Annotated in this window: 10 protein-coding genes; all 10 read left to right on the top strand. The window is 71.1% G+C overall.

All coding sequences use genetic code 11. The features are described from left to right. The first annotated feature begins 94 nt into the window (after positions 1-94). Complete coding sequence (gene proS / locus ACIQOV_RS14000) at positions 95-1,507, top strand: proline--tRNA ligase (protein WP_401048423.1); 1,413 nt, start codon at positions 95-97, stop codon at positions 1,505-1,507. Between the two features lie 571 nt (positions 1,508-2,078). Beyond that, positions 2,079-2,657 carry a hypothetical protein gene (locus ACIQOV_RS13995; RefSeq protein ID WP_049650398.1) on the top strand — a complete coding sequence of 193 codons (579 nt, stop codon included), beginning with the start codon at positions 2,079-2,081 and terminating at the stop codon, positions 2,655-2,657. A gap of 341 nt (positions 2,658-2,998) precedes the next feature. Continuing rightward, positions 2,999-3,427 carry a 30S ribosomal protein S16 gene (gene rpsP / locus ACIQOV_RS13990; protein ID WP_045700219.1) on the top strand — a complete coding sequence of 143 codons (429 nt, stop codon included), beginning with the start codon at positions 2,999-3,001 and terminating at the stop codon, positions 3,425-3,427. A 2-nt stretch (positions 3,428-3,429) separates the two neighbouring features. After that, entirely contained in the window at positions 3,430-3,669 is a 240-nt protein-coding gene (locus tag ACIQOV_RS13985) for an RNA-binding protein (protein ID WP_030056773.1), read from the top strand. Positions 3,670-3,833: 164 nt separating this feature from the next. Next, entirely contained in the window at positions 3,834-4,433 is a 600-nt protein-coding gene (gene rimM / locus ACIQOV_RS13980; protein WP_401048421.1) for a ribosome maturation factor RimM, read from the top strand. Between the two features lie 131 nt (positions 4,434-4,564). Then, complete coding sequence (trmD, locus tag ACIQOV_RS13975) at positions 4,565-5,383, top strand: tRNA (guanosine(37)-N1)-methyltransferase TrmD (protein WP_401048424.1); 819 nt, start codon at positions 4,565-4,567, stop codon at positions 5,381-5,383. A gap of 154 nt (positions 5,384-5,537) precedes the next feature. After that, on the top strand, positions 5,538-5,888 hold the full coding sequence (gene rplS, locus ACIQOV_RS13970) for a 50S ribosomal protein L19 (RefSeq protein WP_030306736.1): 351 nt from the start codon (positions 5,538-5,540) through the stop codon (positions 5,886-5,888). A 77-nt stretch (positions 5,889-5,965) separates the two neighbouring features. After that, entirely contained in the window at positions 5,966-6,964 is a 999-nt protein-coding gene (lepB, locus tag ACIQOV_RS13965; protein WP_401048419.1) for a signal peptidase I, read from the top strand. Between the two features lie 163 nt (positions 6,965-7,127). Further along, positions 7,128-7,907, top strand: coding sequence for a signal peptidase I (gene lepB / locus ACIQOV_RS13960; protein WP_401048417.1), 780 nt, complete (start codon positions 7,128-7,130; stop codon positions 7,905-7,907). Between the two features lie 242 nt (positions 7,908-8,149). Beyond that, positions 8,150-9,090: signal peptidase I (lepB, locus tag ACIQOV_RS13955; protein ID WP_401048415.1), on the top strand; the 941-nt coding region annotated here is incomplete at its 3' end.

The following is a 9,090-nucleotide window of genomic DNA, read 5'->3' as shown; positions in this document are numbered from 1 at the left end:
GGGTGCAGGGTGGTGCGCGCGTGTCGCGGTGGTGCGCCCCCGTCCGGTGATACCGATTCGAAACCGGGGCCCCGGGCCCCGTACCATTCGCCCCATGGCTAAGGCACCCGTTCTCACCCCTCAGGCGGAAGACTTCCCGCGCTGGTACCAGGACCTCATCAACAAGGCCGAGCTGGCCGACAACGGTCCGGTGCGCGGCACCATGGTCATCCGACCGTACGGCTACGGCCTGTGGGAGCGGATGCAGCAGGAGATGGACGCGCGGATCAAGAAGGCCGGCGCGCAGAACGCCTACTTCCCGATGTTCATCCCGCAGTCCTACCTGACCAAGGAAGCCGAGCACGTCGAGGGCTTCGCCCCCGAACTCGCGGTGGTCACCCACGGCGGCGGCAAGCAGCTGGAGGAGCCGGTCGTCGTCCGGCCGACCTCCGAGACGATCATCAACGAGTACTTCTCGAAGTGGGTGCAGAGCCACCGGGACCTGCCCCTGCTGATCAACCAGTGGGCCAACGTGGTCCGTTGGGAACTGCGCCCGCGCGTCTTCCTGCGCACCACCGAGTTCCTCTGGCAGGAGGGCCACACCGCCCACGCCACCTACGAGGACGCCCGCGCCTACGCGTCGATGATCCACACCCAGGTCTACGGCGACTTCATGACCAACGTGCTCGGCATCGACGTCGTGCTCGGCCGCAAGACCGCCAAGGAGCGCTTCGCCGGCGCCATCAACACCCTCACCCTCGAGGGCATGATGGGCGACGGCAAGGCCCTGCAGATGGGCACCAGCCACGAGCTGGGCCAGAACTTCGCCAAGGCGTTCAACACCACCTACCAGCTGCAGGGCGCCGAGCGCGAGTACGTCTGGCAGACCTCCTGGGGCGTCTCGACCCGCATGGTCGGCGGCCTGATCATGTCCCACGGCGACGACAACGGCCTGCGGGTGCCCCCGCGCCTGGCCGCCGTCCAGGCCGTCGTGCTGGCCATCAAGGGCGACGACGCGGTCATCGCCAAGGTCCGCGAGATCGGTGCCCAGCTGGAGGCCGCCGGCATCCGGGTGGTGGTCGACGACCGCACCGACACCCCGTTCGGCCGCCGCGCCGTCGACTGGGAGCTCAAGGGCGTTCCGCTGCGCATCGAGGTCGGCCCGCGCGACCTGGAGAACGGCACCGCGATGCTGGCCCGCCGCATCCCGGGCGGCAAGGAGCCGGTCTCCATCGACTCCCTCGTCGCGCTGGTCCCGGGCGTGCTGGAGGAGGACCAGGCGCTGCTGCTGCGCCAGTCCCGCGAGCGCCGCGAGTCCCGCACGGTCGACGTCAAGACCATCGACGAGGCCATCGAGGCCGCCGCGACCGGCTGGGGCCGGATCTCCTGGGCCGAGCTCGGCGCGGAGGGCGAGGCCAAGCTGGCCGAGCAGGGCGTCACGGTGCGCTGCATCGTCGCGGCCGACGGCTCGGTGCCGGCGGCGGACGACCAGGAGGGCAACAGCGCGATCGTCGCCCGGGCGTACTGACGTCCGTCCGGGGCGCGCCGTCGTCCGTCCGGGGGCGCTTGTCCCGGGTTCGGGTCCGCTCCGGGGGCGCGCTTGTTGCGGGCGTGCGTCCGTTCCGGGCGTGCGGCCGTCACGGGTGCGCCCCGACGGGCGTTCGGTGTTCGGTGGATGTCCTGTTGATGTCCGCCGGACGTCCGTCGTCCGCGGGTAATGACCGACAGCGGCGACATTTGCCCGGAATGCGGAAGGGTAAGAATCCGGTAACTCCTCCGGTGCGTCCCCGCGGTGGACATCCCTACTGGCCGGTCAACTCCCGGTATTAACGGAATAGCGGTACGGTGTACGGCCCGTGGCCCTGTCAATCCGGCAGGCCCACGGGCCGTACGTCCTGGGTGGCGACAGCCCGCTCCCCGGACGGAAATTAACCAGGCCCGCCGACCTCGCGACGGGCCGAAACCGGCAGGGGGTTGGTCTTGCGTCAGATCCGGAACGCGCAATTCGCGCGCGGCCTTGCATTCCTGGGAGTTCCCTGTGAATTCCCCGGGAACGAGAACATGCGGAACATCGGCTCGCACTCCATCGTTGGTCTAGCGTGAGCACGACACAGCCCCTCGTTCTCGCGGCCGAACTGGCCGCCGCCTGGAGTGACATCCAGGCCTACCACCAGGACCTCCCCGACCTCGCCTCGCCCGAGGCGCTGATCGGTGAGTCCTCCTCGGCCTGCGGGACACGGCTCGGTTTCGAGCGACTCCTGCACGAGGCCGCCCACGGTCTGGCCGCGGCCCGGGACATCCGGGACACCTCGCGGGCCGGCCGCTACCACAACCGGCGCTTCCTGATGCTCGCTTCCGAGCTGGGCCTGGCGCACCCGGTCGAGCCGCACGCGAGCAGCGGCTTCTCCCAGGTGACCATGCTCAAGGAGACGCAGGAGCGGTACGCCGAGACCATCGAGCGCCTGGACCGTGCCCTCGGGGCGCACCAGGAGGCGGTGGCCGGCGACGGCGCGACGCGCGCCTTCCGCGGCCCGGCGGCCCGGCACGGCTCCTCCGGGGGCGGCGTGCGGGTCAAGGCGGTCTGCGGCTGCGGGCGCAACGTCCGGGTCGTTCCGTCGGTGCTCGCGCAGGCGTCCATCGTCTGCGGCGCTTGCCAGCAGCCGTTCAAGATCGCTTAGTCGTTCGACGTCCCGGCGGGCTGCTGTGCGGGCAGCGGTCCGGCCGGAATGAGCGACACCGGGCGAGCAGAGTGAGCGGTACCGAATGAGCGGTACGGCAGGACAGCGGTGACGTCTTCGGGTTGGACCGGGAGCGGGGGCTCCCGGTCGAGCTCTGACCGGGCTCCCGGTCCCGCGTGCAGGCGGTTCTCGCCGATGTGGCAGAATGGACAGCTGAGTACTCGGCAGCCGAGCAGGACCCCTCTCTCCTACGGCTGGCGTGTCCCTTGAACGGTCCGCCGCGCAACCCCACGCGATGGCGAGCCCGCTCACCCACGTCAACACCAGGAGAATCCACTCCCGTGGCAGTCAAGATCAAGCTGAAGCGTCTCGGCAAGATTCGCTCCCCGCACTACCGCATCGTCGTCGCCGACGCCCGCACCAAGCGTGACGGCCGCGCGATCGAGGAGATCGGCATCTACCAGCCGACCTACAACCCCTCGAAGATCGAGGTCGACAGCGACCGCGCCCAGTACTGGCTGTCCGTCGGCGCCCAGCCGACCGAGCCGGTGCTCGCCATCCTGAAGCTGACCGGCGACTGGCAGAAGTTCAAGGGCCTGCCGGCTCCGGCGCCGCTGAAGGTCGCCGAGCCGAAGGTCGAGGACTTCTCGCACCTGTTCGCGAAGGCCGTTGCCGGCTTCGAGGACGCCACCACCGGTGTCGCCATCACCCCGAAGGCCAAGAAGTCGGACAAGGCCGAGGCCGAGGCCGACGCCGCCGCCGAGGCCTGATCGTGATCGAGGACGCCCTCGACCACCTGGTGAAGGGCATCGTCGAGCACCCCGACGAGGTGCAGGTGCGCTCGCGCAACCTGCGTCGGGGTAACACCATCGAGGTGCGAGTGCACCCCGATGACCTCGGCAAGGTGATCGGCCGGGGCGGCCGTACGGCGCGCGCTCTGCGCACCGTGGTCGGCGCCCTCGGCGGTCGCAACGTCCGGGTCGACCTGGTCGACGTGGACAACATTCGCTGACGCTGCTGCTCGTTCAGCCGTCAGGGCTTGTGAGGCCGACCGGGACGCATGTCGTCCCGGTCGGCCTTTTCGCATTTCCCTCCGCATTTCCCTCGCATCATCGCTTCGCAGCCCGTCGCCGTCGCTTTTCGTTTCGGCTCAGGAACTCCAGGAGAACGATCACCGTGCAGCTCGTCGTCGGCAGGATCGGCCGTGCCCACGGCATCAGGGGGGACGTCAGTGTCGAGGTCCGCACCGACGAGCCGGAACTCCGGCTCGGCCCCGGTGCCGTCGTGCTCACCGACCCCGCGTCGGTCGGGCCGCTGACCGTCGAGTCGGGCCGGGTGCACAGCGGCCGGCTGCTGCTGCGCTTCGCCGGCGTCAAGGACCGCAACGCGGCCGAGGCCCTCCGCGGCACCGTGCTCATCTCCGAGGTCGACCCGGAGGAGAGCCCCGAGGACCCGGAGGAGTACTACGACCACCAGCTGATCGGCCTGGACGTGGTGCTGCTGGACGGCACCCTGGTCGGCGAGCTGACCGAGGTCCTCCACCTGCCCTACCAGGACCTGCTCACGGTCAGGAAGGCCGACGGGACGGAGGTGCTGGTGCCCTTCGTCAGCCAGATCGTGCCGACCATCGATCTGGAGAACCAGCGCGCCGTGATCACCCCGCCGCCCGGGCTGATCGACCCGGAGCAGGCCGACGTCGCGGGGACCTCCTCGGCCGAGGGCGCTGAGACCGCTGAGGGTGCCGACGACGCCGAGGGCTCGGAGGAGTCGCAGTGACCGCGGAGGAGAACACCGGGGCGGACGTTCCGGCGGCCGACGGCGCCGTGTCGAGCGGTGCGGTCACGAGCGGTGCGGTCACGAGCGGCGCCGGGGCGGACGACGCCGGGTCCGGCGGCGCGCGGAGCGGCATGCGGATCGACGTCGTCACGATCTTCCCCGAGTACCTGGAGCCGCTGGACGTCTCGCTGGTCGGCAAGGCCCGCGCCCGCGGCCAGCTGGACGTGCACGTCCACGACCTGCGCGAGTGGACCCACGACGTGCACCGCACGGTCGACGACAGCCCGTACGGCGGCGGCCCCGGCATGGTGATGAAGCCCGAGCCGTGGGGCGAGGCGCTGGACGCGGTGATCGACGGCGGCCCCGAGGGGCAGGTGCCCACCCTGATCGTCCCGACGCCGAGCGGGCGACCGTTCACCCAGGAGCTCGCCCAGGAACTGGCCGGGCGCCCGTGGCTGGCCTTCACCCCCGCCCGGTACGAGGGCATCGACCGCCGGGTGATCGAGGAAGCGGCCACCCGGATGCCGGTGGTCGAGGCCTCGATCGGCGACTACGTGCTGGCCGGCGGCGAGGTCGCCGTGCTGGTGATGGTCGAGGCGATCGCCCGGCTGCTGCCGGGGGTGCTCGGCAACGCCGAGTCCCACCGCGACGACTCCTTCGCGCCGGGCGCGATGGCCGACCTGCTGGAGGGCCCGGTCTACACCAAGCCCGCCGAGTGGCGCGGCCGGACGGTGCCGGACGTGCTGCTCAGCGGCAACCACGGCAGGATCGCCCGCTGGCGCCGCGAGCAGGCCTTCGCCCGGACCCTGGCGAACCGGCCCGACCTGGTCGAGCGCTGGCAGTACGGAGCCTTCGACAAGAAGGAGCGGGAGGCGCTGAGCATCCTCGGCCTGGCCTGGGACGAGCGGCTCGGCCGATTTCGGTCCGTGGCCGGTGATGTGGAAGAATAGGCGGCTGTTGTCTGTCGCTGGTTCCCTTCCTTAGGGGACACGTGGACCGGCGCCCTCGCCACGGGGGGATCGTCGTCAGCCGATGCGGCCCGCAGCAAACCCCATTGTGACGATTTTCCGTGGGCGGCCCGTGGCGCCTGCGATGGAGAGCAACATGAGCAACAAGCTCGCTGCTGTCGACGCGGCCTCGCTGCGTAGCGACATTCCGGCCTTCCGCGCCGGTGACACCCTGAAGGTTCACGTCCGGGTCATCGAGGGCAACCGCTCCCGTGTCCAGGTCTTCCAGGGCGTCGTCATCCGCCGCCACGGCGCCGGTATCGGTGAGACCTTCACCGTCCGCAAGGTCAGCTTCAACGTCGGCGTGGAGCGCACCTTCCCGGTGCACACCCCGGTCGTCGAGAAGATCGAGGTCGTGACCCGCGGTGCGGTTCGCCGCGCCAAGCTGTACTACCTGCGTGACCTCCGCGGCAAGGCCGCGAAGATCAAGGAGAAGCGCGACCGCTGATCCACCGGCCCCCGGCCTCGCCGGGGATCGGAACGCTCCGAGGGGGGCGAACGACCGCAAGGTAAGCTCACCCCCCGATGAGCACGCACGAACCACCCGCGGACCGCGACGGCAGTCCCGCACCCACCGGTGCGGACTCGCTGTCGCGGTCCGCGGTCGTTTCCGGGAGCGGTGCCGCCGAGGTCGACGACGACGGGGGTGCCGCGGCGGATGGTGTCCACGGCCCGGAGGCTGTCGCGGGCCCGGCGGCCACCGACAGGCCGGCGGCCACCGGCGGGCCGGAGCATGCCGAGGTACCGGAGCGCACTGAGGTACCGGAGCAGGCCGAGGGCCCTGAACGCGTCGGGGAACGGACGGGCGGCTGCGGAGACGACGGCCCGGAGCAGGACGAGGAGCCGGGGCACTCGCGTTTGCGCGACCTGCTGCTGGTGGCCGGGATCTGCCTGACAGCCCTGCTGCTGGTGAACGCCTTCGTCGCGCGTCCGTTCTCGGTGCCCTCCGGGTCGATGGAGGAGACCCTGCGCCCGGGCGACCGGCTGGTCGCGAACCAGCTCGCCTACGCCTTCGGCGGCCACCCCCGCCGGGGCGACGTCGTGGTCTTCGACGGGACGGGCTCCTTCCTCCGGGAGTCGGCGAAGCCGCCCGGCTTCTGGGACGGCCTGCGCTCGTTCGCCCAGGACCTCGGTCTGGCCCCGGCCGGGAACACCGTCTACGTCAAGCGCGTGATCGGCGTCGGCGGGGACCGGGTGACCAGCACCGGCCCGGGCGCGCCGATCACCGTCAACGGCGTGCCGATCGACGAGACCTCCTACCTGTCCCCGGGCGACGACCCGTCGAGCGTGGCCTTCGACATCGTCGTGCCCGCCGGCAAGCTGTGGGTGATGGGTGACCACCGCAGCGCCTCTCGGGACTCCCGCGACCACCTCGGCGAGCCCGGCGGCGGCTTCGTGCCCGAGGCGAAGGTGATCGGCAGGGCGGACTGGGTGGTCTACCCGTTCTCGCGCTGGACCGGCCTGGACCGGCCCGCGGCCTTCGCCCCGACTGCGGGGACGGGTGGTCATGGGGACCAGGGGTAGGGGACGGCTCGCCGACCGTCCGGCCGCCGGGGGAGCGGCGACCGCGGAACCGGGGCAGGACGGCGGGGCCGGCTCGGGGCCGACCGGTGCCCCGCCGACACGCGGCCGGGCCGAGCGCCGTCGCAGTGCCCGCAAGGCGGCCGGTCGGCGCAAGCGCTCGCTGGTGCGTGAGGCGCCTCTGATCGTCCTGGTGGCCCTGCTGGTGGCGCTGGTGATGAAGACCTTCCTGATCCAGGTGTTCGTGATCCCCTCGGGCTCGATGGAGCAGACCATCCAGATCGGGGACCGGGTACTGGTCGACAAGCTGACTCCCTGGTTCGGCAGTGAGCCGCAGCGCGGCGACATCGTGGTGTTCAAGGACCCGGGCGGCTGGCTGGAGCGCGACCGGAAGCCGTCCGGCGACGGCCCGGTGCTGGGCGGGGCCAAACAGGTGCTGACCTTCGTCGGACTGCTGCCCTCCGACAACGAGCAGGACCTGATCAAGCGGGTGATCGGCGTCGGCGGGGACACCGTCGAGTGCTGCGACGCACAGGGGCGCCTCAGCGTCAACGGTCGTCCGGTGGAGGAGTCCTATCTCGCGCCCGGCAACCCGCCGTCCCGGCAGACCTTCAAGGTGCAGGTGCCACAGGGACGGCTGTGGGTCATGGGCGACCACCGGGACGTCTCCGCCGACTCCCGTTTCCACATGGGCAATCCGGGCCAGGGGACGGTCCCGTTGAGCGACGTGGTCGGCCGCGCGTTCGTGATCGCCTGGCCGCTGGACCGTTTCCATCAACTCGATGCGCCAGGTTCACTCTCCTCTCTCGCCCGGATGCCGCAGGCCGGCGGAACTGCCGCGGAGCCGGTGGGCGTTGGGCCGGTTCCTGCGGAACCCCCGCTCGTTATGGGTGTGTTGGGCATCCTTCCGTTCGTCGCGCGCAGGTCGGGGCGGCCTCCGGAGTGAGCAGCGCCGGCCGTCGACCGGACGGGCCTCGCGTGTGGGACCGCGAGCCGGATGCCTGGGAGTGATAGAGAAGTGCAGGTGCGGCCGGGAGTGGTCCCGGCCGTGTGCCGAGGCCGTGCTGGTGTCGGGGGAGTCCGCGGTGGGCAGCCCTGAGGCGTTCATGGTCGTGGTGAGCGTGGTGCCCGCTGTGCGGCACTCTGAGCGCGGGCGCGCGGGCGTCCGCACAGCAGGGAGGAGACGTTGTGGGGGATTTGGTGATCGGCGCCCGATCAGGCGCCGGAGAGCCCGAGGGCCCAGGTCGTCGGGCGGACCGGTCCGCCGAGTCCGCGGCCTCCTCGGCCTCGGTCGAGGACGCGGCGGCGCAGACCGCTGACGGGCAGGGTGCCGGCTCGGAGGACTCCCCGGACTCCTCGCACGCGGGGGCCGAGTCCGCGGACGGATCGGAGTCGGAGGCTCCCTCCAAGCCGCGAAAGCCGCGCTCGTTCTGGAAGGAACTGCCGATCCTGGTCGGCATCGCGCTGATCCTCGCGCTGGTGATCAAGACGTTCTTCGTCCAGGCGTTCTCCATTCCGTCGGAATCGATGCAGAACACGCTGCAGGTCGGCGACCGCGTCCTGGTGGACAAGCTGACCCCGTGGTTCGGGGCCGAGCCCGAGCGCGGTGAGGTCGTGGTGTTCCACGACCCGGGCGGCTGGCTGAGCGACGAGCCGACCCAGCAGAGCAGCAACGCCTTCCTCCGGGGCGTGCAGGACGTGCTCAGCTTCGTCGGTCTGATGCCCTCCGCCAACGAGAAGGACCTGATCAAGCGGGTCATCGCGGTCGGTGGGGACACCGTCGAGTGCGAGGGCGAGGGGCCGGTCAAGGTCAACGGCGTCGCCCTCAACGAGCCGTACGTCTACCCGGGCAACACCCCCTGCGGTGACCACCCCTTCGGCCCGGTCAAGGTGCCCAAGGACCGGATCTGGGTGATGGGTGACCACCGTGCCAACTCGCTGGACTCCCGTTTCCACATGGACCAGCCGGGTGGCGGCACCGTCCCGGTGGACAACGTGATCGGGCGCGCGTTCGTGGTGGCCTGGCCGATCAGCCACTGGTCCACGCTGCCGGTGCCGGAGACCTTCGACCAGAAGGGCCTGGCGGCGGCCGCGCCGATGGCGCCCCCCGTGGCCGGTGCGCCCGTGGG

This window comes from Kitasatospora sp. NPDC091257 (genome assembly GCF_044757675.1).
GTDB classification, from domain to species: domain Bacteria; phylum Actinomycetota; class Actinomycetes; order Streptomycetales; family Streptomycetaceae; genus Kitasatospora; species Kitasatospora lactacystinica.
This window is presented reverse-complemented; position numbering and strand designations above follow the sequence as displayed.

What these genes read in the sequence shown, in the direction of transcription:
- lepB (WP_401048419.1), top strand. Translation starts at nt 5,966, where the DNA reads ATGAGCACGCACGAACCACCCGCGGACCGCGACGGCAGTCCCGCACCC.
- trmD (WP_401048424.1), top strand. Translation starts at nt 4,565, where the DNA reads ATGCGGATCGACGTCGTCACGATCTTCCCCGAGTACCTGGAGCCGCTG.
- proS (WP_401048423.1), top strand. Translation starts at nt 95, where the DNA reads ATGGCTAAGGCACCCGTTCTCACCCCTCAGGCGGAAGACTTCCCGCGC.
- rplS (WP_030306736.1), top strand. Translation starts at nt 5,538, where the DNA reads ATGAGCAACAAGCTCGCTGCTGTCGACGCGGCCTCGCTGCGTAGCGAC.